The organism is Bradyrhizobium liaoningense, assembly GCF_018130785.1.
GTDB classification, from domain to species: domain Bacteria; phylum Pseudomonadota; class Alphaproteobacteria; order Rhizobiales; family Xanthobacteraceae; genus Bradyrhizobium; species Bradyrhizobium liaoningense_A.
In genome coordinates, this window is record NZ_JAFCJT010000007.1 from 183,774 (window position 1) to 207,723 (window position 23,950).

20 protein-coding genes and 1 pseudogene are annotated in these 23,950 nt (G+C 61.3%); 9 read left to right on the plus strand and 12 right to left on the minus strand.

All coding sequences use genetic code 11. From position 1 onward, the window contains the following. Nucleotides 1–13: 13 nt before the first annotated feature. From JQ627_RS18225 to JQ627_RS18250, 7 genes are all read left to right on the plus strand, one after another. A complete protein-coding gene (locus tag JQ627_RS18225) occupies nucleotides 14–1,246 on the plus strand; it encodes a hypothetical protein (protein ID WP_212485526.1) in 1,233 nt (410 codons plus the stop codon). Between the two features lie 5 nt (nucleotides 1,247–1,251). Then, nucleotides 1,252–1,836 (plus strand): protein-S-isoprenylcysteine O-methyltransferase, encoded by a 585-nt coding sequence (locus tag JQ627_RS18230; protein WP_212485527.1) that lies wholly within the window; start codon nucleotides 1,252–1,254, stop codon nucleotides 1,834–1,836. A 213-nt stretch (nucleotides 1,837–2,049) separates the two neighbouring features. Beyond that, nucleotides 2,050–2,250, plus strand: a complete 201-nt coding sequence (locus JQ627_RS39790; RefSeq protein ID WP_131871326.1) for a hypothetical protein — start codon at nucleotides 2,050–2,052, stop codon at nucleotides 2,248–2,250. Nucleotides 2,251–2,339: 89 nt separating this feature from the next. Next, a complete protein-coding gene (locus JQ627_RS18235) occupies nucleotides 2,340–3,041 on the plus strand; it encodes a hypothetical protein (protein ID WP_212485528.1) in 702 nt (233 codons plus the stop codon). 451 nt (nucleotides 3,042–3,492) lie between these two features. Beyond that, nucleotides 3,493–3,648 carry a hypothetical protein gene (locus tag JQ627_RS18240; RefSeq protein ID WP_212485529.1) on the plus strand — a complete coding sequence of 52 codons (156 nt, stop codon included), beginning with the start codon at nucleotides 3,493–3,495 and terminating at the stop codon, nucleotides 3,646–3,648. A gap of 93 nt (nucleotides 3,649–3,741) precedes the next feature. Next, entirely contained in the window at nucleotides 3,742–4,158 is a 417-nt protein-coding gene (locus JQ627_RS18245) for a Rap1a/Tai family immunity protein (RefSeq protein WP_212485530.1), read from the plus strand. A 215-nt stretch (nucleotides 4,159–4,373) separates the two neighbouring features. Further along, nucleotides 4,374–5,990 (plus strand): B12-binding domain-containing radical SAM protein, encoded by a 1,617-nt coding sequence (locus tag JQ627_RS18250; RefSeq protein WP_212485531.1) that lies wholly within the window; start codon nucleotides 4,374–4,376, stop codon nucleotides 5,988–5,990. Here the strand turns inward: JQ627_RS18250 and JQ627_RS18255 are convergent. The 12 genes and pseudogenes from JQ627_RS18255 to JQ627_RS18310 all read right to left on the minus strand — a co-directional run. Then, nucleotides 5,970–6,269: pseudogene (locus tag JQ627_RS18255) on the minus strand (lipid A biosynthesis lauroyl acyltransferase); the annotation flags it as partial. The gene JQ627_RS18250 and the pseudogene JQ627_RS18255 overlap by 21 nt on opposite strands. Nucleotides 6,270–6,691: 422 nt before the next feature. After that, entirely contained in the window at nucleotides 6,692–8,368 is a 1,677-nt protein-coding gene (locus JQ627_RS18260; RefSeq protein ID WP_409363811.1) for an arylsulfatase, read from the minus strand. A gap of 89 nt (nucleotides 8,369–8,457) precedes the next feature. Beyond that, the gene (locus tag JQ627_RS18265; RefSeq protein ID WP_212485532.1) at nucleotides 8,458–9,855 is read right to left on the minus strand and encodes a BatD family protein; all 1,398 of its coding nucleotides are present in this window, start codon (nucleotides 9,853–9,855) and stop codon (nucleotides 8,458–8,460) included. Next, nucleotides 9,852–11,372 (minus strand): VWA domain-containing protein, encoded by a 1,521-nt coding sequence (locus tag JQ627_RS18270; RefSeq protein ID WP_212485533.1) that lies wholly within the window; start codon nucleotides 11,370–11,372, stop codon nucleotides 9,852–9,854. Before JQ627_RS18270 ends, JQ627_RS18265 begins: the two co-directional genes overlap by 4 nt. Continuing rightward, a complete protein-coding gene (locus tag JQ627_RS18275) occupies nucleotides 11,365–12,363 on the minus strand; it encodes a VWA domain-containing protein (RefSeq protein ID WP_212485534.1) in 999 nt (332 codons plus the stop codon). The genes JQ627_RS18270 and JQ627_RS18275 overlap by 8 nt, the downstream gene beginning before the upstream one ends. Then, the gene (locus tag JQ627_RS18280; RefSeq protein WP_212485535.1) at nucleotides 12,356–12,847 is read right to left on the minus strand and encodes a DUF4381 domain-containing protein; all 492 of its coding nucleotides are present in this window, start codon (nucleotides 12,845–12,847) and stop codon (nucleotides 12,356–12,358) included. Before JQ627_RS18280 ends, JQ627_RS18275 begins: the two co-directional genes overlap by 8 nt. Further along, on the minus strand, nucleotides 12,840–13,826 hold the full coding sequence (locus JQ627_RS18285) for a DUF58 domain-containing protein (RefSeq protein ID WP_212485536.1): 987 nt from the start codon (nucleotides 13,824–13,826) through the stop codon (nucleotides 12,840–12,842). Before JQ627_RS18285 ends, JQ627_RS18280 begins: the two co-directional genes overlap by 8 nt. Before the next feature lie 8 nt (nucleotides 13,827–13,834). After that, complete coding sequence (locus JQ627_RS18290) at nucleotides 13,835–14,842, minus strand: AAA family ATPase (protein WP_312015778.1); 1,008 nt, start codon at nucleotides 14,840–14,842, stop codon at nucleotides 13,835–13,837. Between the two features lie 233 nt (nucleotides 14,843–15,075). Next, nucleotides 15,076–17,961, minus strand: coding sequence for an autotransporter outer membrane beta-barrel domain-containing protein (locus JQ627_RS39640; RefSeq protein WP_212485538.1), 2,886 nt, complete (start codon nucleotides 17,959–17,961; stop codon nucleotides 15,076–15,078). Between the two features lie 476 nt (nucleotides 17,962–18,437). After that, nucleotides 18,438–18,833 carry a response regulator transcription factor gene (locus tag JQ627_RS18300; protein WP_212485539.1) on the minus strand — a complete coding sequence of 132 codons (396 nt, stop codon included), beginning with the start codon at nucleotides 18,831–18,833 and terminating at the stop codon, nucleotides 18,438–18,440. A gap of 63 nt (nucleotides 18,834–18,896) precedes the next feature. Next, nucleotides 18,897–19,520: a response regulator transcription factor gene (locus tag JQ627_RS18305; RefSeq protein WP_212485540.1), complete on the minus strand. Its 624-nt coding sequence runs from the start codon at nucleotides 19,518–19,520 to the stop codon at nucleotides 18,897–18,899. Beyond that, the gene (locus JQ627_RS18310; RefSeq protein WP_312015780.1) at nucleotides 19,517–21,805 is read right to left on the minus strand and encodes an ATP-binding protein; all 2,289 of its coding nucleotides are present in this window, start codon (nucleotides 21,803–21,805) and stop codon (nucleotides 19,517–19,519) included. The genes JQ627_RS18305 and JQ627_RS18310 overlap by 4 nt, the downstream gene beginning before the upstream one ends. Nucleotides 21,806–22,325: 520 nt before the next feature. Between JQ627_RS18310 and JQ627_RS18315 the strand changes: the two genes are divergently transcribed. Both JQ627_RS18315 and JQ627_RS18320 read left to right on the plus strand, forming a co-directional pair. Next, nucleotides 22,326–23,201: a transporter gene (locus JQ627_RS18315; RefSeq protein ID WP_249143176.1), complete on the plus strand. Its 876-nt coding sequence runs from the start codon at nucleotides 22,326–22,328 to the stop codon at nucleotides 23,199–23,201. Nucleotides 23,202–23,256: 55 nt separating this feature from the next. Continuing rightward, the gene (locus tag JQ627_RS18320; RefSeq protein ID WP_212485543.1) at nucleotides 23,257–23,868 is read left to right on the plus strand and encodes a DUF502 domain-containing protein; all 612 of its coding nucleotides are present in this window, start codon (nucleotides 23,257–23,259) and stop codon (nucleotides 23,866–23,868) included. The last annotated feature ends 82 nt before the right edge of the window (nucleotides 23,869–23,950 follow it).

A 23,950-nucleotide genomic window follows, 5' to 3' on the forward strand; every position in this document is an offset into this window, starting at 1 on the left:
CGGGGATGAGACAATGTCCGCCAAGCCTGTGGCGAAACGGTTGGTATTCCATATCGGCGGCTATGATCCGATCACGTCGCATGCCAGCGCGCAACGACGCTTTGTGCGCGAAATTGCGAGGTTCCAAGGTACGTGGTCAGTAAAAGCGGCCGTTGACGGTTTGCATGAGACCGCCGACCAGATTCAATGGAATGTGACGACAACTGGTCCCGATTGGCTCGTCGAAACCGATTACCGTCTGGTCCGATGGCACGACGTAATTGAGGCCTTCGGGCGTCGAAGCATTGGCTCACGCATTTCCGTCGGCGTTCTTGCGTTTCTGGATTTCGTTCTGACCGGCACTCTTTGGCGGTACTTGCTGACCAACTGGCGCTACGCACTGTTCTTTCTCTATCCATTGGTCATGTTCGGACTGCTCATCGCGGTCGCCTTTTTGATTGCCGTGGTTGCATTCAAGATCACCGGATCCATTCCTGTCGCTACCGTTGGCGGTTTCTTCGGAATCGTAGCCGTTTTCGCGGGCCCGTGGCGCTGGCTCCACCTGGGCGACTTGTTCGACGATTGGATTTTTTCTCGCGAGTATATTCGATACGGTAATTCGGAAATTGAGCAGAGACTGGACAGATTGGCAGCCGAGCTCGTGGCTGCGGCGAGCGGCTCTGCCGCAGACGAAATTTTGGTCATAGGGCACAGTCTTGGCGCCGTACTTGCGGTCGATCTACTGGATCGCGCCTTGAGGCTGGACCCTGCGCTCGATCGGAACAAAACTCCCGTGACATTCTTGAGCGTTGGATCATCCATACTCAAGATCGGCCTGCACCCGCAGGCAATACGCTTTCGTATGGCTATGGAACGCGTCGCCAATTCACCCGCAATCTTCTGGGGCGACTATCAGGCCCTCGTCGACCTGTTGAACTTTTACAAAAGCCGGCCAATGGCCGAAATGGGCTTGTCGACAGAAAACGAGGCGATCGTTAGGATTGTGAGACTTAGTCGAATGCTTGACGACGACATGTATCAACGCATCCGCTTCAACTACTTCCGCGTGCACTGCCAGTTCGTCAGCGGAAATGACAAGCGAACATCGTATGACTACTTCATGCTGACTTGCGGACCTGTTTCAGCCAAATCCCAGACGCTCGCGCCGGATGGCGCCGTGTCGATGATCGCTGACGACGGAGGGCTTATTGCGAGCGCACCGCCGTCAGCAGGCGGACTGCCAGGTATTCCGGGCGCGGTAGCCTAGTTCAAATGACGCCCACCATTTCGAAAATCATCTTCGTTGCGTTGGCGATCGGCTGGTACGCTATTCGTTATAAGTACGCGCGGCGTTCTCGCCGTGCCAGGATCGTGCGGAGCGCTCGCGGCCCCCTGGAAATTGCTCTCCTGCTCATATCTCTTTCGGGACTCGGACTTGTTCCGCTTGTCTACGTAGCGACAGGAATGCCTCGTTTCGCAGATCACAGCTTTTATCCCTGGTTGGCTTGGCTGGGGTCTTTCTTTGCGATTGCGGCTTTGGCCGTGTTTCACCTGACTCATCGTGCACTCGGCCGGAATTGGTCGATAAGTCTCGACGTGCGGGAGAACCATGAACTCGTGACGGAAGGGATTTACCGGAGAGTTCGACACCCGATGTATTCGGCATTTTGGCTGTGGGCCATCGCCCAGGCATTGCTGCTGCCGAATTGGATCGCCGGTTTTGCAGGCATTGCCGGCTTCGGGATCTTGTTCTTTGGCCGCGTTGCAAGAGAAGAGCGAATGATGCTGCAGACGTTTGGCGACAGCTATCGCGAATATATGGCGCGGACCGGTCGAGTCTTCCCCTGGATACTCTGAGGTGGAGCCCGACAGGTGTCGACCTGTGGTGCTCACGGGGCTGATTTGGAACCGGATACCTCAATTTGCGTGCCATTTCCGCAACATACGGTAGAAAAAGCTGCCGGAACCGCCGACTCCACGGTCTATTCGTTTGGTGCCGTGGCGAGTGTCGGGTTATTCCTATGTGTGTCAGGTGAATTCAATCGCTCCCGAACAAAATGGTGAGATCCGATGTTGAAATTCGTTGTACTTGGAATCGCGTCGCTGGCTTTCGTGGGAACCGCAGTTGCTGCCGACCTGCCACGGCCTCAGCCGGTTGCCGCCGCCCCCGCGCCGGTTGGCAAGGCTCCGATCGGCAAATATCCCGTAGGTAAGAGCCCGGTGGGCAAGTATCCGGTTGCTGCCCCGGCCCCGTTGGTGACCAAGGGTTGATCTGACTATCCAAACGAACGCCAGCGGCGTTCGTTTGGGGTAGCAGACTACCTGTGGCATCGGATCTTGGATCCAAGAGGGATTCGAAGATGGCGGGAGTGATTCGGAGATATCCGGGTCTCAAGGTTCTTGCAAAGGCCGCCATGCTGGTGGCCTTTGTGGGCCTGGGGACGGGGATCAGTGGCGCACAGCCGATCGTGGCGCGTACCGACCAGCAGCAAGGGGACGCTCTCCCCAGTTCGGCGACGAAGCATGTGGAGAGCATGGCTGCTGTTACGCCGGGTGCCCGGCCGGCCACATCAGATGTAAAGCCGGTTCGAAGAGCTGCCACCACGGGTCCCTACTATGTTGATTTTCGTGCCCGCACGGCAGCAACGTACGGTCATGCATTCGTCTGGTACGGAAAGACGAGCGAAAAGAAGGTCGAGGTCGCTGGTCTGGCTCCGGCCGGCGACGAGCTGCCATACCTCCTGGGACACATCATGTTTGTCCCTTCTGAGACGGGTGCGACCTACGGTGATCTTGACGAGCAATATTTGACGGCCAGCTATCGCGTCTATCTGTCTGAGGCAGACGCCAAGAAGGTCTTTGCTTATATCAAGCGCCAGCAGGAGTCTTCGCCGCTCTGGAATGCTGCAACGACAAACTGTACTGCCTTTATCGGCCGCATAGCGACGTTCATGGGCCTCAACGCTCCGTTTCATCTGCTAAAGCCTGAGGAATACGTCAACAAACTCAGAGAGCTGAACGGGGGGCGAAAAACGGTGCAGCTTGAATCCGGTCGAGGCTAGAATCCTCGGATCGAGTTCATTCGGTTGTCCTTGCGTCAGGATAGGTGTGAGGTCTTCAAGAAATTCAAGCGAGCTTGTTCTTTGAGGATGTGGTTCGATACGACCAGCATTCGTGTGCTGGTTCGCCTGGTTGAAGAATAGGCCGGAAGATCATGGGAACGTCCGCGGCGCTGCGCAGCCAGGCAGTTCTACCTCCGCTTGGTCATGGCTAAGCTCTTGTTGGAGACCGTTCTGAAGGTGAAGTCCTCCTTGGCGTAGTTGAGGAAGATTCGCAGAACTTGTCATCGCAGACGAAGATCACCGCCTAGGCAATGGTTCTGCGTCGAGGCCGAGCCTCGACATCAATCGACCTGTGCACGTCGCGTACACGACGGGATAATAGACGCTCTCCGCGCCGGATCGGGATCTGTACCATCAGCGCGCTTGTTGCCGCCGGTGTTGATTCGCGATCATGATCGCGGTGCAGCCGACCTTTGCGGCGGTCACGGCGCGTAAAGCTGCGTGTTGTCAAGTCGCCAAGCGCTCTTTCAGCTTTGTGGAAATGGAAGAGCTGAGTTCACTTCGCTCCTATTTGAGCGCGGTAGATCAGACGCTTTTTTTGAGCTAAGCCGTCTGAGCCGCCTGGAACGGCGCGGGCGGCCATTCTATTGCGGCATACTGAACGCAGTAAGCTATCGCGCCGCTGTTCGGGGGACCGCGGATGCGGGGTCATGTTGTTGTTGCCGGCCTAATCCTGTTGGTCATCGGGAAGGCCAGTGCCACGGTTGTCGATAAAGCAACCGACGCGCAAAAGTCTTGCGAACTGCTGGTTCAGAACTCGTTTCGCAATCAGGACGAAGCTCGGTCCGCCGGCGTATGTGAGGGAATGATCGAGACGGCGATGCTCTTTTCACCAAATCTGCCGGCTAACGTGCGTGCATGCCCCCCCGCGCAAGGCAGCACTTTGCAAAGTGCCAAGGTCCTTCTGCGGTATCTTGATAATAATCCGGATCGAGCGAATGAACCCGGGATCACCGTCGCCATCGAAGCATTCAGAGATTCTTGGCCCTGCCGTGGGGACGACGCTCAGTCCACCGGAACTGGATCGAAAAAGCGTGCCCCAAAAAAATCCAATTAGAACGCGTATCTGCGGATACTAATGCTAGCCTTACGGTCCGCGATGTTCGCGTCCGGCTTGATTGATTCGCAATGCACTACTGCCGAGGTGCGCGAACTGAACTGCAGTGCACACCTCCACGACCAGCACTCAACGCCTTATCGACGAGCGAAGCGAACCCTTGAGCCCCGATAAACAGCGGGGCATTGTGCCATCAACGCCCGGGCTGGAACAGCATGACAATCCCCTGCCGCGTCCTGATGATCTATCCGAAGTTCGTTCCGAATTCGTTTTGGAACTATGCGGAGGCCTGCGAACTCGTCGGCGCGAAGTATCCAACGGCGCCACTCGGCCTGATCACCGTCGCCGCCATGTTGCCGAAGCATTGGGACATCCGGCTGGTCAACCGCAATACTGAGGCTTTGACTGATTCGGACCTCGATTGGGCCGATCTTGTGATGATCGGCGGCATGCTCAACCAGCAGCCGGATGCCATCTACCTGATCGATCTCGCTCACCTGCACGGCAAGCCAGTATGTGTCGGTGGACCGGATGTCTCCTCCAGCCCGCATCTTTACGCGGACGCGGACTTTCAGGTGATCGGCGAGGCCGAGCATGTCATCGAGCAGTTCATCGCCGCCTGGGAAAGCGGCGAACGCAAGGGCGTGTTCATCGCCGAGAAATTCAAGATAGATGTCACGCTGAGCCCGATGCCTCGCTACGATCTGCTCAACTTCGATCACTATCTATACGTCGGCCTGCAGTATTCGCGTGGCTGCCCGTTCACCTGCGAGTTCTGCGATATCATCGAGCTGTATGGTCGCGTGCCGCGTACCAAGACCAACGATCAGATTCTCGCAGAATTGCAGGCGCTCTACGATCACGGTTATCGCGGGCATGTCGATTTCGTCGACGACAATTTCATCGGCAACAAGAAGAACCTCCGCACCTTGCTGCCGCGGCTCAAAGCCTGGCTGGAAGACCACGACTATCCATTCGAGTTCTCAACCGAAGCCTCGATCAACATCGCGGACGACAGCGAGTTGTTGCAGGCAATGAAGGATGCGAACTTCTTCGCGATCTTCGTCGGCATCGAGAGCCCGGATCCCGAGACGCTCGTGCAGATGAAGAAGAAGCAGAACACCAGGCGCAACATCGCCGAGTCCATTCATAAGATTTACGGCTACGGCATGTTCGTCACCGCGGGCTTCATCGTCGGGTTCGATAGCGAAAATGCCTCGATAGGACAGGCAATGGCCGACCTCATCGAGGAGGCGAGCATTCCAGTCTCCATCGTTGGACTGCTTTATGCGCTGCCTGGGACGCAGCTAACACGGCGGTTGGCCGCGGAAGGCCGCTTGCACGAGGGCCATGACTTCATGAACATCGAGCAGGCGGGCGATCAGTGCACGCTCGGCTGTAATTTCGATACCAAGCGTCCGCTTCGTGACATCCTTGCCGATTACAAGGCCGTGCTCGGGCACGTCTACAGTCCGGCAGCATATGCAGGACGACTGTCGCGTCTCGCAGCCATGCTCGACCGGTCCGACCGGCGCCGCGATCTCCCGGATGGCGATGTGCGAAAAAGGCTTGGCGGCATCGACAGCGTACACAAGATCATGCGGGCCCTGCCGAAGGTTCGCGAGCCGTTCTGGAAGACCTTCGTCGAAGTCGCGGAGACCAATCCGGGCGCGCTACGGTACATTGTGATGCTGATGGCGCTGTACATGCATCTCGGGCCGTTCTCGGAACGCGTGATCGGCGAGATTGACCGCCGTATTGCCGAGTTGGATGGTGCACCTCCACTGAGGGTTACGGCGACCAGTCAAGTGCTACCTCCAGCGACGGTGTAGCCACAGCCACTGATCGGGATGTTCGCGGATCCAGCCCTCGATGACCGACGTGACCGCCTGCATCGTTCCCTGAATGTCGATTTGTCCCGCGGCATCGCGGACCGGCTTCACTTCTTCAGACAGTTCGCCACGAAAGCGCTGTCCGGGCAGGCGGATGATGCGCACGCCATGAATCGGGCACTCAATCTGCCGCAGCAGCCGGGCAAGCATCGGATTGGCCCTCGTCTTGCGGCCGAAGAAGGTGACCTCGACGCCGTTGGTCAGATACTGGTCGATCAGCAGTTGGCGGTCTTGGTCGGATCGAAACGGCGAGCGGTACGCAGCATTCCGATCGTCAGCGCGCCCACCGCTGCTTGGCCCATCGCTTTGGTCACGTCGCGAAATTCGGGCCTGGTGCGCATAGCAACGACAATCCTGGCCAACACTTTTCAGCTTTCGACGTCTTCAGCGTGCATCATCGTACCACCGATACGCGATGCGATCAAAGACGCTGACGAGTTGCGCAGGGCCCTGCGCAACGTATGGGTCTCCGGGCTCGGTGATTGACGAAGGGACACGCACGCGCCGTCGTCTGGGTCCACCATAACGATGCACTCCCGCGACAGCCTGCGCCGTATTGCGTGACGAAGCACGCGCGGCTCGCGGCTTCGTCACGCACTCTCATGGATCTCCCGGCTTGCGCGCGTGCCGGGATTGCTTCCCTATTGTGGCTTAATCCGCTCCAGTTCGTTGAGCCGTTTCAGCGCTGCTTGCTGACGGAGCAGTCCGTAGTTGATGCCGCTTGCGTTCAACGAACTGCCTTCCTGGTACGGGAACTGGTCGAAATCGGAGAAGAACTCCTTGATCTTGCCTTGCACCGGCACGATCAGCCACATGTTCTGGGCAAGGAACTGGATTGCTCCGCCGCCTTCCTCGAGGCCACGCTCATAGGGGTCCATGCGTAAATTGGCGATGAGCGACCAGGCGGTCACCTCGCGCGTTCCCGTTGCGATGTTGCCCTTTGATGATGCGAAGCTCAGCTTCCAGTCATTCCACCGGATGGCGTTGAGGTTGCCGCCCTGATCGAAATAGTAGATCGCATCGCGCGGCGGCGTGCTGGTCTCGCCCTTGAAGAACGGCATGAAGTTGTAGCCGTCGAGATGGACCTTGAAATTCTTGCCGTTGGCGCCGGCAAAGCCCGTCTTCATCTTCTCCTTGACGTCGGGGATTCCTGCCGCGGCGCACAGCGTCGGGAACCAGTCGATCAGCGAGATGATCTCGTTGTATTGCGTTCCAGGTTTCACCACGCCGGGCCAGCGCACCATCATCGGAATGCGCATGCCGCCTTCCCAAGTGGTGCCCTTTTCGCCATGGAATGGCGTCATGGCTCCGTCGGGCCAAAGCGCGATTTCGGCGCCGTTGTCTGTCGTGTAGAGAACGATCGTGTTGTCGGCGATGTTGAGGTCGTCGAGCTGCTTGAGCAACTCTCCCACCATCCCGTCGTGCTCAACCATGCCGTCGGCATGGATGCCTTTGCCGGTCTTGCCGAGTGAGTCCTTCTTCAGGTGCGTGAAAACGTGCATGCGTGTCGAATTGAACCAGACGAAGAACGGCTTGTCGGCCCGCGCTTGACGGCCGATGAAGTCCTTGGCCGCGCCCAGGAATTCTTCGTCCACCGTCGGCATGCGCGCGGTGTTGAGCGGCCCGGTGTCCTCGATCTTGCCATCCGCGGACGATTTGATGACGCCCCGAGGGCCGAACTGCTTACGGAAGTTCGGATCCTTCGGATAGAAGTAGCCTTCCGGCTCCTCCTCGGCGTTGAGGTGGTAGAGATTGCCGAAGAACTCATCGAAACCGTGCTTGGTCGGCAGATGCTCGTCACGGTCGCCGAGATGGTTCTTGCCGAACTGGCCGGTGGCATAGCCTTGCGTTTTCATGGCGTCGGCGATCGTCGGCATCCAGTCCTGGATGCCGTGGGGATCGCCGGGCATGCCGATGGTGAGAAGACCGGTGCGGAACGGCTCCTGGCCCAGGATGAACGAGGCGCGGCCGGCGGTGCAGCTCTGCTGGCCGTATGAATCGGTGAAGATCGCGCCTTCGCGAGCGATCCGATCTATATTCGGCGTACGATAACCCATCATCCCCATGGTGTAGGCGCTGATCTGGGGAATGCCGATGTCATCGCCGAAGATGACGAGGATATTCGGCTTGCGGCCACCGGCCGCTGGTATTGTGGCAGGTGCGGCCTTCTGGGCCTGCGCGAGCGCCTGAGAGGTCAGCGTTGCGGCGGCGACGAGCGATGACGAGCCAAGAAGGACGGCCCGGCGATCCATGGATGAGTTTGTTGCGCGCGTTTTTTCGGCGGCGGCTTCATCGTGCTTCATCGTCTCTTTGGTCATTAGACGCTCCTTGGCCACTGGTGGGTTGGTCGTTCGATCGATCTCTTGGAGTCCGAAATTTGTTGATGTCGGCTTCGATGTGCTCCTTCTCATCTCGCGGGCTTTCGGCCCGCATGGGCTGGCGCGATCGTCGCTCCGGTCGGATTCAGCTGTCGCGGCAGGGGCGACGCCTCGTGAGATCGCGCATGCTGCCGCAACCCGCGACGGGCGATGCTGACGTGACGCACGAGCCGGCGCGGCGACCAACGGTCGTGCTCATGTGAGCGAGCGAACAATTTGTTCTCGACGGCTCCGATCTCGCGGCCGAGGTCGGTATCGCCCGCGGCCGCCTTGAACCTCTCCAGTGAATTCTTGGATGCGGCTCCGCCAACATGCGCGAGCCAGTCGAGCAGCGAAAAATACGCTGCCCGCGCATCGTGCCGGAGCGCCGCGCGGCGAAACCGGCGGAACGCAAAGGCCTCGGATTGCAGATAGGCCTGCCGGCGGCGGCGATAGGCCCGGGCGGTACGCCGAACGGCCGCGGGCGCGGCCCAGGCAAATCCCGCGATGACCGGAACAGCAAGCAGTAGGAACAACCAATGGTCCGCGACCATGTCGATGATCCCGCTCCAGGTCCAGTCCCGGCGCGTGCGGTCGATGCCCGCTCCGCCTTCGGCCGCCGGATTGACCGCGACCTTCAGCGGCACCGCATCGAGATGGATCGCCTCGACTTGATTGCTGCCGGCATTCCACCAGCCGATGTCGATCGCAGGCAATTCGTACTCGCCGGGCTGTTCCAGCATGTAGGTGGCGGCGTCGACGCGGGTGGCGGTGAGGACATCGGTTCGCCCCTCCGTCTTGTCGCTGAGCGTCGGCTGCGTCGGGTAAAGGGCGAGGCCTTTCACCGCCGCGAACCGCTGTGTCGGCAGCAGCATCGCCGGCGTACCCTCGGCGCGGATCGTGACGGTCCGCGTGACGGCATCGCCTGCCTTGAGCTGATCCGACGATCGCTTGATCGATTGCTCGGCAACGAGATGACTGGCCGCGACGAACGGCTCCAGTCCCGACGCCGGTTCCGGCACGAACGCTTCGAAGGACACGCCCGGCAGGGCGACGTCAACCTCGCGTGTGGCCGGCGGTTCGGCGGCATATTTGACGTGAACCTTTTGATCGGAGATGGCGTAACTGCCGGCTTCCATCGGATAGATGGCGAACTCCAGGCGCACGCCTGCGTAAGCCACGCCGTCCCGGCTATCGTTGATGTTGACGCTCTGCAGCTGCCGGGTCACGACGTTGCGTAGCTGGAAGCTCGGGACCTCGGGCGGAGCGGTCATGTAGTTCGGAGCCAGCACGGTGACATGCAGCGTCGCCTGCTGCCCGACGACGACGCGCGGCGGATCGATGCCCACCTGCACGACCGGCGCGGGCGGGCTGTCCTGCGCCCCCACGCCCCGCGCTGGCAGCAAGGCCGCGGCGAGCAGCGCAATCGCGGTGAGCAGCGGCCTCATTGCTTCGCTCCTGCCGACGGCGCGGCGGCCTGAATCGCGAATTTCAGCTTGAGAAAGTCGGCAGGGGTGGTCTGCACCTGCCGCATCCAGGCTTCCGCAGCCCCGGCGGTGGTGATGTCCTGCGGCGAGACCTTGATGGTCTTGCCGCCCTTCTGCTTGGGATCGACCTTCATCTCGTCAGGCTTCAGGTCGGGCGGCGGGGCGTCGCTCTGTTCCTGCTTGCGGCGCTTCGCCTCTCGTGCGTCGAGCGCGGCCTGCACGATCGCGCGGTTGGTCCTGGCCGCGACGTTGCCGGGCTCGGCCTTCAGCACCTCGTCATAGAGGCCGATCGCCTTCTCGAAGGCGTGGTTCTGAGCCTGGGCGTTGCCGAGCGCGAACTTGCCTTCGATCGTATCGACACGTGAAAACGCTTCGGCAGCGGCGATGAAGTCGTAGGCGCGATAGGCCGCGATGCCGCGCCACATCGGATCGGCGAACAGCGTTGCGGCACTCTTGTAGTCGCCGCGATCGAAAGCCAGCCGTCCTTGCTGGTCCGGTGTCAGCCACAGATTTGCAAAGCGGGACGTATCCTCCGCTCTCGCCTGTCCTGCCTGCAGCGCAAGAACGAGGGCGATTGCCCACGCCACCGTCATGCCGCGCCGGAACCAGAGCAGGCTGAGCAGTGCCATCGGCGGCAGCAGCCAGAAACCCTCGTCCTGCCATCGTGTCCCGAACGCATCGCTCTCGGCTGCCTGGAACCGGCTCTCGATCCGCCGCTCCAGCCGCACGATGTCCGATCCGTCGATGCTGACCTCGACGGTGTCAGCACCGAGCGACGTGGCGGATGTCTGCGGGCTCACGGCGAGCATCACCAGATTATTCCGCCCGGCGGCCTTCCGGAGCGCCGCGGGATCGGCGGAGCCAAGATCGTCAGCGACCAGCAGGATGGTGCCTGCAACCGGCTCGGTCGCCAGCGACGCTGTCGCGAGCGCGATCGCAGCGGCGACGTTGTTGCCGTCCGCCGGCATCAATCCCGGCGCGAGCGCCGTCAGGAAGGGCTCGATCACGGCGCGGTCGTCGGTGAGCGGCATGACGAGATGGGCGGTGCCGGCATAGGCGATCAGTCCGGTGCGGGCGCCGGCGCGGGCCGCGAGGAGATCGCCGATCTTCTGCTTGGCGCGCTCGAGCCGAGACGGAGCGACATCGGTCCCGCTCATCGACGCGCCGACCGCCAGGACGATCATCAGCGGCGCCTTGTCTTCGACGAAGGGCGGCAATTCGCGCCGCCATGTGGGCCCCGACATGCCGACGATGCCGAGCATCAGGCCGGTCGCGACGAGATAGAGCGGGTTGACGCTACGCCCCCGCCCGGGCTGCACGATCAGATGATCCAGCAGGTGCGGGGCAATCACGGCGCCCCATTGTGCCCGCACATTCTGTCGCCAGAGCAGCAAGGCGAAGATCGCGACGACAGGGACCAGTCCGAGCAGCCACCACGGGCGCAGCAGGTGGAAGGGGATGGCGGCGGCATCATGCATGACCGACCGCCTTTCCCCGGCGCCATTCGCTGGCGGCCAGCAGCGCAAGCCACAAGGCGAGGCCGAGGATCACGGCCGCGCCCAGCGGCCATTGAAACAGCGGCAGCTTCGGCCGCCATGACAAGGTCTGAAGCTTCGCCGGCGAAAGCCGATCGATGTCGGCATAGATCGCCTGCAACTGGGCACCGTCTTCGGCGCGGAAGAAGTGTCCTCCTGTCGTGGTCGCAACGTCTTTCAGCACACCGAGATCGACGCGGTTCTCGCCGGAGGCCGTGGGGTCCCCGACACCGATCGCGTAGACCACGACGCCGTTCTGTCGGGCGATGTCGGCGGCATGTACCGGCGGCACGCGGCTCGCGGTGTCATTGCCGTCGGTGAGCAGGATCAGGAGCTTCTCCTTCGCCGTGCTCCCCGCGAAGCTCTTGATGGCAAGCCCGATCGTGTCGCCAATGGCGGTCTGCTGGCCGGCCATGCCGACCTCGGTCTGGCCGAGCAGCTGCTGCGCGGTCTGCAAATCCTGCGTGAACGGCACCTGCACATAGGCCCTCGTGCCGAACAGAATGAGCGCGACGCGATCACCCTTGCGGCGCGCGATGAAGTCACTGATGACGCGTTTGACGCCGTCAAGCCGTGTCAGCATATCGCCATCGGGCGCCCTGAAATCGTGCTGGTCCATCGATCCCGAGATGTCGATGGCAAGGATCAGGTCACGCGCGGACACCTCGTGGGTCACGGCATCGCCGACCCATTGCGGCCGTGCCAGCGCCGAGACCAGCAGTGCCCAGATTGCAATCGCCACGATCACCTGAATGGCGCGACGTTCCATGATGACGGCGCCGCGCTGCGGCGTCTCGCCGGTCGCTGCCGCAAGCCGGTCGAAGAATGGCACGTGGACCGAAGCCTGGCGCGCGCGGTAAGGCGGCAGCCACCACCACACCAGAATGGGCAGCGGCAGCGCCAGCAGAACCCATGGCCAGGCGAACTCAAGCACGGTGCACCTCGATCCATTGACGGACCAACGCGGCGAGCGATGTCAGTTCGGCTTCCCCAGGCGGATCGTTCCGATAAGGCCCGTTGACGAGCAGTCGGCCGACGCCCTCGGAAAATTCGTGCCCTCCATAGGAATCATCGAGGAAGGTGAGCCACGCCGGACCGACCAGAGGGGCGACTTGTGCCCGCGGAAAAGCCGCGAGCGCTGTTCGCCTGACGAGCAGGGCCAATCGTGCCGGCAGATCCGACGGAGCCGTCGAACTCGCGCCTCTGATCGTTTCCAGTTCGGCAAGGGCCGCGCGGCGATACCGATTGACGCGCCGGACATGGACGACGCGCCAGATCAGGGCGATCACCGATACCAGGACAAGGATGGTCGCAATCCTCGCCTCCCAGGTCTGTGGCCACAGGCTGACCTCGCGGGGCAGGGGGATGTCGATCAGTCCGGCGACAGGATCGGTGTTGACGGGTTGGACTTCAGCCAAGCGAGGCCTCCGTCCCGTTATGTCCGCTGCCACGCCCATGGCGCTGGGGCATGCCGCCCAGGAGGCGACGCAGCTGCATTGCGATGTCCTCCGCAGCGCTGAGCGGCAGCACAGGAATGCCGAGCTCTGTGGTCCAGACGAAAACGTCTCTCAACCGCTCTTCGGTTGCCCGCAAGATGCTCTTGCGCACGCTGTCGCGCCCCACCTCCAGCCTGATCTGGAGTTCACCATCCGTCACAGTCATGCTGGCGGACGGAGGAAGGTCGCTTTGCAGGGGGTCATGCACGAGTCCGGCGACGACGTCGTTGTGCCGGCTCATCGCGCCAACCATCCTGCGCGTCGCATCGTTGGCGCCGTCGAAGTCGCTGACGATGACGACGACGGCATCGTGGAGCGCGCGCCGTTCGGCATGCGCCAGTGCCGTGTTGAGCATTTCCGGTGCAGAAACGATATCGCGCCCGACACCGAGGGCCTGGTTCTGTGCGACGATCGCGGAGAGAATTTGAAGGACGGTTGCCCGGCTGCGCCGTGGCGTCACTTCGACAATGTCACGGTCGTTGAAGACGATGCCGCCGATGCGGTCGCCGACCCCGAGGACGCGCCAGGCGCCAATGGCGGCAGCCTGTGCCGCCGCCACCGACTTCATCGCAAGCCTGCTGCCAAAGAACATCGACAGGCGCTGGTCGACGATCAGGATCGTCTGCCGATCTCGCTCCTCATTGAAGACGCGAACATGCGGCTTGCGCAGCCGTGCGGTGACCTTCCAATCGATCGACCGCACGTCGTCACCGGCGCGATAATCCCTGATTTCCTCGAAATTGAGTCCGCGCCCGCGCATCCGCGAGGCGAACCGTCCGGACAGCAGGCTGTGCACCGGCTGGCGCGGCAGGAACGACACCTTGCGGTCGCGATATTCGAGCGCTGTCAGATCTTCGAGATCGACATAGACGCCGGGCACGCTGTGGGTGATGTCCGCCATGCCCTGCCTCACGCGGATACGACGAGGGCCGCTATCTTGTCGATCACCTGATCGGCGGTAATGCCCTGGGACACGGCCTCGTAGCTCAGGATCAGCCGGTGCCGCAGACAATCGTGCATGACCCCGCGTATATGATCAGGTGTCACGAACTCGTATTCGTCCAGCCAGGCGCGCGCCCGCGCGCAGCGGTCGAGCGCCAGGCTGCCGCGCGGGCTGGCGCCGACCTGGATCCACTTGTTCAACGGTTCACCGTAGCGGTCCGGGAAGCGGGTCGCAGTGATCACGTCAACCATGTATTTCTGGGCGAGGTCGGATACGAAGATGCCGTCGATTTCTGCGCGCGCATCAAGGATCGCCTGTTGCGGGATGGGCTCCGGCTCCGCGGCACGATCCTTCGGCTTCTGCGCGCTTTCGGCGCGGTTGAGCTTGATGATCTCTCCCTCGACCGCTTCGTCGGGATAAGTGATGACGACATGCATCAGGAAGCGGTCGAGCTGCGCCTCGGGAAGCTGATAGGTCCCTTCCTGCTCGATCGGGTTCTCGGTCGCGAGCACCATGAAGAGGTCAGGCATCTTGTAGGTCTTGCCCGCGGCCGTGACCTGACGTTCTTCCATCGCCTCGAGCAGGGCGGATTGCACCTTGGCCGGTGCGCGGTTGATCTCGTCGGCAAGCACGAGATTCGCGAAGATCGGCCCTTTCTGAAACTGAAACTGGCCGCCGTTCGCGGTCTGAACGTATATCTCTGCGCCGGTCACATCCGACGGCAACAGGTCCGGCGTAAACTGCACACGCGACAAATCCGCTGCCAGATGTTTGGCCATTGTCTTGACCGCGCGTGTCTTGGCGAGGCCCGGAAGGCTTTCGATCAGGAGGTTTCCGTTGGCAATCAGCGCAATCAGCATGCTCTCGACCAGATGATCCTGACCGAGCACGGACTTTCCGATCCGCGACTTGAGCTCGACGATGGCGTCACGGGCGGCTGAGACTTTTTTTGAACTTCCTTGCTCGGTCAGCACAGCTCTCCCTTGATGAAAGATTGCTAGCCGCCGCGGTTGGTGACTGCAGCGAAACATCCGGCGCTCCGATCGCGCGGTTGATCCGCAACGACTGAGCACGCCCGACGAGATTGATCCGAAGATTGAAGTCCTTCGTCGCTGAACAGCATCCCATACGAGCTTGCGAGAGCAACATTGGACCTAGGTCCAATAGGCGCCACACCGCATCGAGGATGGTTGCCCTACATCGCGTTTCACCAATTGACCCGTAGCCCCGCCTTTCCGGTGTAGGCAAAGCCACCGCCGTCAAACCGGCTCTGGTAGGAGGCATTGGCATAAAGCGTTGTGGTGGAGGTCAACTGGCCGCTGACGCCAGCATTGATCTCGCCCCACAAGCCGTTGAGACTGGCGTGAAACGGAATGAAACCGGTCTCGGACGAGAACCACGTCGTCGGATTGCCGAGGAATTCATTCCAGAGATTGGGTCGGATCCAGGCGGTGATCGTACGCGAGTTGTCATCGATCGCCCAGGTCCGACCGAACCGGGCGCCGACACGAGCGGCCAGCGAGCTCACATCCGTGAATCGGAGTTGCGCAGCGATGTCGTGGGCGTCGTTGACGTGGACGTTCTGATAGACCAGCTGCGCCTGCGGCTCGATGAAATATCCGCCGGCGAACTTGAAAGGATAGCCGCCCTCGACCGACGCGGCGCCGCCCTGTGCGCCGGTCTTGAGCGCGGGAATCCCGGAGTTGCCCACGCTGCGAATGTCGTAGAACGTGCCTTGCAGCACCGAGTCGACGTACCAGCCGGCGGGTCCGAAATGCGTCCAGTAACCGCCGAGCGTGTAGGCGGCAAAGTTGCTGTCGCCCATAGCACCATCGTAGTGTGCGACCCGCCCCTGGGCGCCGCCGATTGCAAAGTAGGCGCCGGCCAGGTCGCGCGAGCCGTCGGGATGATCTTGCCGATAGGCATCCATGCCGCCCTGGAGGGCCTGAAAATTATAGGAGAAATGGGGACCGGCGTCGCCGCCCAGCACTCCGAGGCTGTCGCCCTGCTGAACGCCATTGACGCCGATGATGCGAGCCCAGCCGACCCTGGTGTTCCCGGGATTGGCGCGCGTGCGTTCGCCGTCCTCCTCGCCAACCCGTTCGTGGAGGGAGTCGAGCAGGTTGCGTCCATACAACAGTGTCATCGCCGGGATCGCGGCATAGTACGACGTTTCGTCCCGGTAGTCGGGGATATTGCCGCCGCCGCCGCCGCCGCCACCACCACCACCACCACCTCCGCCGCCACCTCCGCCGCCGCCACCTCCGCCACCACCTCCGCCGCAAATGCGCAGATCAGGATGGGCGGCACAGACGAGGTTGGAGCGCAGATACCAGGACTGCGGATCGCTGGCGTCCACGCTCGATCGGTATAGCGAGTAACGGTAGGGTCCCGCGAGGACCGGCCGGGACAGGCTGAAGGCGTCCGCCGTCGTGGTTGCTCCATTGATTGCGTCGACGACAAGGATCCCGTTGCCCGTCGTCAAGGCGCCGGCACCGGTCGTGTTGGATATCTTGAGGAAGGTGTTGCCGGAGGCCGTGCCACCGTCGATGACGAGCCGGTCGGATGGTGAACTGTCGCTGCCGAGAAACGTGTTGAGACCGATCGTGCTGCTCTGGCCGACATAGTTGACGGCCGTCAATGTCTTGTAGCTTGACAGCAGCGTCGGATCCCCGGTCGGCGGCGTGAATTCGATGTCACTGGAGGTGTTGCTCAGATTGGTGACGTTCGAATTTCCGGTCATGGTCCAGAGCGAACCGTCGCTGAGCGACACGTTGGAGGTGCTGCCGGCCGCGGTAAGAGCGACGCCCCGTAGGAAGGACGCCTCCGCAGTAAGGTTGAGCGAGGCACCGCCGCTGACGTTCAGCCATTGTCCATTATTCACGACGGCTGCAGAGCCGGTCAGGCTCACATTGCTCGTGCCGCCTGGAGCCGCGATCGAGGCACCGTTCGGGCTCGTCATGATCGCACCAACGGTCGCATCTCCACCGTTGATGTTTAGAGCGTTTGCGCCGGCGCCATTAGCCGTCAGGTTCCCTGTAACGGACAATGTGCTGCCACCCGTGACCATAGCGGCGTGTGCGCCCGATCCCGACGTGGTGACGTCCACGCCGAGAGCATTGATCGAAGAGCCCGCGCCGGTCGCCAGCAAGCCGACCGCCGACGCCCCGGCTGTCTTCACGGTCAGGTTCCTGAGCGCAACGCTGCCTCCGTTATCCGCCTGCACACCCGTGGAATTGTCGCCGACAGTGCTGATCGCGGTCTCCTCGGCCGAGATCGAACTGCCGATCCCGGTCGCCTGCACGCCGATCTCGGCGTTGCTCCCGATCGCGGCAACGCTGCCGCCACGGAGCGTAATCGCCGCGCCGTCCAGCGCCTTGGCACCGACATCTCCGCCGCCGCCCGAAATCGTGACGGCAACGCCATTTGCCGCGATGCTGCTTCCGGCCGATTGGGCCAAAAGGCCGGTCTCGCCGCCGCCATTGCCTTCAACGCTGACAGTCCCACCCGTCAGCGTAGCGGTGCCACCGGTGTCGGCGCGCACGCCGACATCATTGCCGCCGCCGCCAGGCATCGCGATTGTCGTGTTCACCGCCGTGATCTGGCTGCCGGAGCCGGTCGCCCAGAGGCCGGTGTTGCCGCCGCCGCCGGCAGCATAGCTGATGGCCGTGTTGAGCAAGCTGATGGTGGCGCCATTGGTCGCCTTGCCCCCAACGTTGTTCCCTGAGCTATTGAGGCCAACTGTCAGCCCGGTCGCGCGGATCTGCGTGCCTGTCCCGTCGGCCAGCAATGCAGTTCCGCCGCCACCGAAGGCCGGGTTGATGGCCGATCCCGACTCGAAAATGATCTGGCCGCCGCTCTGCGCCGATGCTGCGATACTCCAATTGCCGTTGATGCTGGATCCCGTGCTGAAGATGATCGTGCCGTTGGTGTCGGCGAGGCCACCGATGCTTCCGCCGTTGAAGGGATTGATGTTGACGTTGTTCGTGGTGATCTGCGCGCTCGTGCTGGCGTGGACGGCAGGCGTGCCGGTCAGCGTTGTATTCGGATCGATAGCGCAGGTTCCGCTGGTGAGCGTTACCGTCGAGTCCACGGCAACCGTGCAGGATTGGGCGAACGCTGTGTCATTCGCCTCGGCCCATATGAGTGCCGCGACCGCGAGCCCAAATTTGAAAGTGCCTCGCTCACCATGCCGCTTGCGGGTGCATCTCGGCAAAGCAGTCCGGAGATGGGAGCAGCCGCCAGGTTTTGAAGCCGCAGACCGGCGATCATCCGGCCAAGACAAGGCGAGAATGGTACTGAAGACACGTTCCACCGCGCACCCCCTTCAAGCGACGTCCAACGACGACAAATCGAAAGAATGGCCGCGCTATTCTGGCGCAGAAAACACGTAAAGATTGCTACAATTTATGGAAGCAAATCATGCGACTCACGATCTGCTCAGAGCTTGCTGCCATTGTGGCAATGTCGAGCCGCATCACGATTTGCAGGAAGTGATGCTATTGGGTGACGCAAAAGTTCCATTTGCCAAATGCCGGGATTGAGGAACAAGGAGCGCGGTGACGACAGTCACGACCGCGCGCTCCTCGTTCGAATGTCATTGATCGCCGCGATCAGAGCCAGATCCTCAAGCGGCTTGAGGAGATAGGCGTCGGCGCCCGCCGTTATGCAGAGCTCGCGCATGTCATCTTCCGAATGCGCGGTGATGACGATGGTCGGGATCTGAATTCCCGAGCGGTTCAGGTGACGCTGAAGTTCGAGGCCGTTCATCCCCGGCATTTGCAGGTCCAGGATCAAGCATTCGGGCCAGGCGTCCTTCGTCCTCTCCGGGAGCGAGTCGAGGAATTCGGCGGCGGACTCGTATGTTTGCGTGTCAATGGCCCGCGTCCTCAGCAAGCGCGACAGCGCCTTGAGGACCGATGGATCGTCGTCGACGATTGCTACCCACCGCGGAGCTTGTGCCATGCCACAACTATCGGCGTTACAACGGAGCGTTGTCGAGTTGGCCCAAGGGCCAACAGCGGGCTCTCATGCCTCGCCGCTGATTCCGGCTCTCTCCGCGAGGCGCACGAGGTCTGCGACGGAGCGGACTCCAAGCTTGGCCATGACCCGTCCCCGGTGAACCTTTATGGTTTTCTCGGCAGTTCCCAGAACACTTGCGATCTGCTTGTTCAGGCGGCCGGCGACGACATGCTGCATGACTTCGCGCTCGCGTGGCGTGAGCAAGGCGAGCCTGGTGTTGAGAGAACTGAGGCCAGCTTGAGCAGCGCGAGCTTCGCTGTCCCTCCGCTCAGCCTGCGCGATGGCCATCAATAAGTCAGTGTCACTAACGGGCTTGGTGAGAAAATCCACGGCACCCGCCCGCATGGCGCGAACCGTGGTGGGGATGTCGCCTCTGCCAGTCAGAAAAATAACCGGCCGGCAGGATCCGCTTGCGCCAAGCGCTTGCTGTAGCGCGAGTCCGTCGAGGCCAGGCATCGCGACATCCAGGATGGCACATCCAGCGATCGACGGGTCATGGTTCGAGAGAAATTCGCTCGGCGAGGTGAACGATTGAACGCGATGCCCTCGCGCCCTCAGGAGCCGGGTAATCGCCTTCAGCACGCTCTCGTCGTCATCGACCAGAAAGACTGTGAACTCACGATCTGTCATTGAGCTGCCATGAGCATCGGGCGAGGGGGCAACGTGATCCTTGCTGTTGCGCCGCCCGCCTCGTTGTCCCGTAGATTGAGCGTGCCGCCGTGCTTCCGGATAATACTGGAACAGATCGTCAGACCGAGGCCGAGACCGTGGTCCTTGGTCGTATAGAACGGCTTGAATAACTGCTTGCCATCGACATGACGGATGCCACAACCGCTGTCGCTGACCGACAGTTCGATCGCACCATCTGGTCCATCCCGAGTGCAGATTCGGACGCGCCGTTGGCTCACGGGTGTAGAAGCCATTGCGTCCATCGAGTTGATGACGAGGTTGAGAAGGACTTGCTGCAGTTGCACGGAATCGCCGTATGCGGTCGGTCTGCTCTTTGCCAGGTCGGTTTCTATCGTCACGCGCCGGCGGATTAATTCGCTGCGGAGCAGCAACTGGGCTGAATCGACCATCTCATTGAGGTCGACGAACTCGGAGCGCGTCTGTTCTTTCTTGAGAAGTCCGTGCAAACGTCGAACGACGTTGCCCGCGCGACTGTCTTCCTTGACGATATCCTGAAGGGCATCCCGCACCTCAGCCAGGTTCGGCTCACTCTGTTCCAGAATGTAAAGCGCCGCCTGGGCATTCGAAAGTATTGCGGTGAGCGGCTGATTGACTTCGTGGGCAATCGCACCCGAAAGCTCACCGAGCGTGGAGACCCGCATCAGATGAGCGATTTCCTGGCGTTGCTGGTCTGCTTCGGATTCTGCCGCCTTCTGGTCGGTGATATCGACGAGTATTCCGCTGAGCTGATCCGGCGATCTGCCACGGTCGAGGGGGGCGCGCGCGCGAATCCTGAACCAGCGGATCTGGCCGTCGGGACGAACAATGCGGATGTCAGTCACGGTAGCCTGGCCGCGCAATACGCCCCGCAATGTCCCTACGGCGATGCGCCGATCGTCGGGATGCACTGCCGCTACAAACCTCTCGCGCGTGAGAGGAGTATCGCTGGCGAGACCGAACATCGTCCGGCAATGGTCGGTCGCCCACAACTCGTCCGTGGTGCGGTCGAACTGCCACAATCCGATATTGGCGGATGCGGCCGTGAAAGTCATTCGGTCCTCGCTCTCCTCGAGCGAACTCTCGGCCTGGCGGCGCCGCCGCCGTTGAACCAGCAGCGCGGCGACGATGATCGTTTGCAACGCGATGACCAGCGCTACCGCCGAAATCAAATAATGATGTTCCTCCCACAGACTGGGCTGCTTGAACCAAACATTGGTGCCGGGCGGAAGGTTGCTCTGCTTCAGGCCCCATCGCGCCATCGCTTTTGAGTCGACGTAGAAGGCCTGGGTTGGATTGATTTTCGGCTGGAGCGCGGCTGGATCTTCCCCGGCGCCAATCGCAAGTATCAGATCGGCCGCAGCGGCCCCGTGCGATTCGAACGTCTCGAAAAATCCACCAACGACCCCGGTGTCGAGATAGGTGTTGTACGGTCCGTACAGTGGGGCGGGGGACGCGCGGGCAAGTTCACGAGCGACCTCCCTCCCGGTAAGAGTTCTGTTGGTGCCGTCGCCGAAGAAGGCCAAGAGGATGACGATCGCGTCGCTGGGGATTCGCGAAACCTCGCCAACGAGGACATCGTAGGGGAGCCCGAAGAGATAAGTCGTTTCAAATTTTCGGTCATGTTGCTCGATGGCGCGGCGGGCCGTTTCCTGCCATCGGCGATCTTCGAGGGTGATGTTGCTGGCGATTACAAAGAGCCGTCGAGCGGCGGGCTGAAGCAGTTCGGCGAGGTGAAGCGTGTTCTCAAGGTCCAGTCCTATCAAGACGCCGGTGACGTTGGCGGGCGGACGCAAGCCGGAATAGGTTGCTTGCGAAACTCCGGCAAACACGACAGGCACCTGGGGGGCGACGATGTCGCGGTACTTCATCATGAACTGGAGTGCGGTGCCGCCCACCACAACGACGATGTCGGGTGGCCTCGCTGCATACTTTTCGCGGATGAAGGTGGCGGTGCGCACCTCATGCTGAGGGTCTTCAACGCGGACGAGATCGAGAAACTCGGCGTCGATCTCAAGCCGTCTCCCGCTCTTCTCGCGAAGACGATTTTCGATCCCGTCGATGACCTGGGTCGCTGCGGGAAACGTGTAGTTGTACGCACTCAAGATGAGAATATGCCGGGGTGCGTTGTCGGCGCACGACGGTACGCCGGACCAAAGAAGCACGGTGGCAATCAGCATAACGGCGGCGAGGATTCCACCGAGATTCACTTCCGCCTTTGCCTCTTCAGATCGATCTACGCTTTTCACGAATTCCAATCCGGCTCCGGGCATTGATGGTAAGCCAAAACCTGTGGTCGATCTATGTTCCCTCCAACGGTCTGGAATGCTTGCAGAACTTATCTGTGGCCCTGTCTCGAAGAGCTAGCCTGGCCTGCAATGCGTCATTCAATTCGAATGGACTATGCACTTTGTGCCAGCCCTGGAGCTGGCGGGAGAAGATTCATTGAAATCTAACGCAAATTCGATGCGTTCGGGCCGAACACTTTGCAGAACGGCCGTGCCGCCGTATCTCAAATCCGAGGCTGCTCGACGGCAACCAAATCGTCGGTGATGCGGCACTCGGTCGCCCGCAACTGCGAGATGGTTGAAGTTCTGAAGCGAAGTGCTCGCAAAGGGGGGCCGATGGACCAAGGTCCAACTAGGCCCATATCCTGGCTTCACTCTAGCTTTCACCTCTGTGGTCAGCCAGACGAGCTATGCATGGGACTTGCGTTCGAGGTTGAGCGCTGGAGCGCATATGATGCACAGCGAGAAGCTCGGCTCGTTGATGCACGCGAGCGATGTCCTCGATTGCATCGGCCCGGTTACTTGGAGAGCGGCGAACGGAAAGTGTTGGGCTGCATTGCTCGTCCTATTCGCCTTGTTGCGCTCTCTCCCCGCCGCCGCCCAGTCATCCGAAGCATACGATCTTTCCGGGCTGGATTTCTTCCGTCCGCCTCCGAACTTGTTTCAATTCCAGCACGAGTACCGCACGGCTCCGGGAAGCACGCGAGATGTCACCACACAGACGCTCAACTTGCGATACGACCATACCTTCTATCTGACGCCGACATGGACGGTGGTGACGCGGACGGATCTGCCGTTCCTCGCGCGGAATACGATCAACTCCAGCAACCCGAACGGCAATTACCTCCACGGCATCGGCGATGCCGATATCCAGGCGGCGGTCATTCACGATCTCGACAAGCGCTGGGCCGTGGGCTTCGGCGCGCGTCTCATTGCCCCCACTGGCGACGATCCGCTCGGATCAGGCAAATGGCGAACGATGCCGATCGTCGGCTTTCGCGTCGCGCTGCCTGAAATCAGCAAGTCGAGCTACTTTGAGCCGATCTTCCGATACGATTTGAGCGTTGCCGGCGATCCGGCGCGCCGGAACATCAGCAATCTTCAGTTCGGTCCGGCGTTGAACATCGGTTTACCCGATCGCTGGTTCGTCACCTTCTATCCCAGCCAGGACATCCGGATCAATTTCGGCGACCCGGTCACCGGGCAGACCGGCCGCCTGTTTCTGCCGTTGGACGTACGCGCCGGAAAGAAGCTGTCCGACAACGTCGCGGCTTCGCTCGAGATCGGCGTACCCATCATCAAGGACTATCCAGTCTACAATTTCAAAAGCCAGTTCCGGCTCAACATCACTTGGTAGCTCGTCCGGATTGGTGGCGGCGCCATGTTGGGCCTTCGGATGATGGGGAAGGACAATGAAGCGGTTCTTGAAGACCACGATCATTGGCGGTGCGTTGTTCCTGCTGCCGGTCGCTCTCGTGCTAGTGATCCTCGGGCACGCGATGCGGATCGCGGTCAAGGCAGCGATGCCCGTGTCCCATTTCCTGCATTTCGACGCGGTCGGAAAAATCGCGGGGGTCGGCATCGTGACATTGCTCGCGGCGGTGCTGCTTGTGCTGGTGTCCTTCCTGGCCGGCGTCGTGGCGCGGACAAAGGTCGGCGCCAACGTCAGCGCGTGGTTCGAAAATTCCTTTCTCGGCAGCATGCCGCAATACCAGATGGTCAAGAGCATGGCCGAGGGCCTCGCCCAGGCCGAAAGCGCCAGCGACGAGTTCAAGCCAGTGCTCGTCCGCGCCGAGGGAGGTTGGCAGATCGGGTATTTGCTGGAAACGCTGGACAACAACTGGATGGTTGTCTTCGTGCCGCAGGCACCGACGCCGCTGGCCGGCAATGTGCGGTACTATCCGGGCGAGCTTGTGAGGCCGCTTGACATCACCATGCTCCAGGCGAGGGCGATCGTAAAGAACATCGGGATCGGTTCGGCGGCTGCGCTTCAAGGACAGGATCTGCGTCGTTTGCCAACCTGATCGTGGCGGCGAGTTCCCACCGCGCTCGGCAGGCGCCGCGCGCTGCAATTCGCATTGTGCGCACCAAACATGATGGACCAAG